Source organism: Candidatus Hydrogenedentota bacterium, assembly GCA_012730045.1.
GTDB lineage: Bacteria > Hydrogenedentota > Hydrogenedentia > Hydrogenedentales > CAITNO01 > JAAYBR01.
Genome location: JAAYBR010000034.1, coordinates 1 through 1,805, shown reverse-complemented (window position 1 = coordinate 1,805; position 1,805 = coordinate 1). Strand labels below are relative to the sequence as shown.

Annotated in this window: 2 protein-coding genes; both read left to right on the top strand. The window is 70.2% G+C overall.

Annotated elements, in window-relative coordinates:
- Positions 1-337 precede the first annotated feature (337 nt).
- Entirely contained in the window at positions 338-901 is a 564-nt protein-coding gene (locus GXY15_03505) for an NUDIX hydrolase (protein ID NLV40281.1), read from the top strand.
- 53 nt (positions 902-954) lie between these two features.
- A complete protein-coding gene (locus tag GXY15_03500) occupies positions 955-1,581 on the top strand; it encodes an endonuclease III domain-containing protein (protein NLV40280.1) in 627 nt (208 codons plus the stop codon).
- Positions 1,582-1,805: the final 224 nt, after the last annotated feature.

The following is a 1,805-nucleotide window of genomic DNA, read 5'->3' as shown; positions in this document are numbered from 1 at the left end:
CCTTGGGGAAACGCGCGGCCACCGTCGTTTTTCGTGTGCCCCCGCGCGGGCAAGCCCACGCGAAGAAAGGCGGCAGCAAGCTACCGCACTCCAAGGCGCTGCGCGCTGTGCGGACCCGGGGCTGCGGGGATGGACGGCGGCCTGCCTGGGTCCTATGCGGATGCCCCGTTGGGACAACAAAGGCCAAAGCACAAATCCGGGGGACGTTCGCGTCGCCCGCAGGCGCTTCTTGAGGGGCATTTTAGTGCGATTGCCCTTGCGCGCCCCCCAAACTGGCACCCCGGCGCGGTGGGGCGGTATCATCCCCCGTGTCACGGTCACCCTGGAAAAACACGCCATGCCCCCCCTGGAAAACCCCTGGAAACGCCTGTCGTCGCGCGTGGTCTACCGCAATCCCTGGATCACGGTGCGGGAGGACGCGGTGATTCGGCCGGACGGCCTGCCCGGCATCTACGGCGTGGTGGAGTCGCGGATCGCCACGGCGGTCCTGGCGCTGGACCCGGAGATGAACCTCTGCATGGTCGGCCAGTACCGCTACGCGATGGACGAGTATTCGTGGGAGCTGGTGGAGGGCGGCACGGACGACGGGGAGACGCCCCTGGAGGCGATCCGCCGCGAGCTGCGCGAGGAGGCGGGCCTGGAGGCCGCCCGCTGGGAACCCCTCGGCGGGGAGCTGCACCTGAGCAACTGCCACTCGTCGGAGCGGGCCTTCCTTTTCGTGGCCACTGGCCTGCGCGCCGTGCCCGCCGCTCCCGAGGGCACCGAGGTGCTGGCCGTCCGCTGGACGCCCTTCGCGGAGGCCCTGCGCCAGGTCACGGCGGGGGAGATCCGCGACGCCTTCACGGTCATGGGCGTCCTCCTGCTCGACCAGGCCCTGCGCGCGGGGAAAACCTTCGCATGAGTCCCGCGCGCCGCGCCCGCCTGACGGAGACGCTCACGCGCCTCCACAGCCGCATGGCGGCGCACTACGGCCCCACGGGCTGGTGGCCCGGCGACACCCCCTTCGAGGTCGCCGTCGGCGCGATCCTCACGCAGAACACGGCGTGGACCAATGTGGAGAAGGCCATCGCCCACCTGAAGGCCGCCCGCCTGCTGTCGCCCCGCGCGCTGCTCGCCGCGGACCTTGCGGCGGTGGAGGCCGCGCTGCGGCCCTCGGGCTACTTCCGCCAGAAGACGGAGCGCGTGCTCCTCTTCTGCCAATGGCTGACAGACCGCTTCGGCGGGTCCATGCGCCGCATGGCTGCCGAACCCCTGGCGCCCCTGCGCGCGGAGCTGCTGGCGCTCAGGGGGATCGGCCCCGAGACGGCGGATGACATCCTCCTCTACGCCTGCGAAAAGCCCGTCTTCGTCGTGGACGCCTACACCCGCCGGATTCTCGGCCGCCACGGCATCGCGCCCCACAACCTCCCCTACGAGGAGATGCGCGCCCTGTTCGAGGGCGCCCTGCCCGCCGATGTCGCCCTGTTCAAGGAATACCACGGCCTCATCGTGTGGACCGGCAAGGACTTCTGCCGGACACAGCCGCGGTGCGCGGGATGCCCCCTCGCCCCGCTCCTGCCGCGCGGCGGCCCCCGGGACTGACGCCGCCGGCGGCGCATCCCTGATCGCCGGATAAGACGTTGTGAGAGAAGAAGCTGAGGCGAGAACGAGGTTGCTTCAGGCGCTGCGCGCCTTCGCAATGACGTTCATTTCCGCGGTCATTTCGAGCCCCTGACCGCCGTGGGCGGGAATTCTGTCCATGAAGCCATGGATACGGGTGTCCTTTCCCTCTTCACCCCGGAGGGGTGAGGGCCATTAGCCGGTGG